Origin of the sequence: Microbulbifer mangrovi, assembly GCF_002009015.1 — a bacterium.
Lineage (GTDB): Bacteria > Pseudomonadota > Gammaproteobacteria > Pseudomonadales > Cellvibrionaceae > Microbulbifer > Microbulbifer mangrovi.
Genome location: NZ_LZDE01000021.1, coordinates 1 through 329, shown reverse-complemented (window position 1 = coordinate 329; position 329 = coordinate 1). Strand labels below are relative to the sequence as shown.

The window sequence follows — 329 nt, the reverse complement described above, 5'->3', positions numbered from 1 at the left end:
CTGGCCCTGACCGGCACCGACGGCGAACTGCAGGTCGCGGGCTCTCTGACCTTCGAGGCTCTGAATTCCGCAATCCTTGCCAACCTGACCGCAACTGACAATGCGGAAGTTTTCGCGGTCAGCGGTTCAGGTGCGCTGGCGGTTGCCGGTCTCAACCTTTCCGGGCTTTCCGAGGTGCATGGCGAAGGCGACAACGACAAGCTCGTAGCTATCGACACGCCGACCATGGAGAGTGGCTATGTCAGCAGTAGCGGCATAGATTTCTATGACTTGGGGACAATTGATGCGGCCGGTACCGCCAATCTTAATGCCACCAACAACGATGACAT

General features: G+C 58.1%; 1 protein-coding gene. It reads left to right on the top strand.

The window, feature by feature from the left end; translation table 11 throughout:
* Positions 1 to 329: hypothetical protein (locus B4U49_RS18960; RefSeq protein WP_158078509.1), on the top strand; the 329-nt coding region annotated here is incomplete at both ends.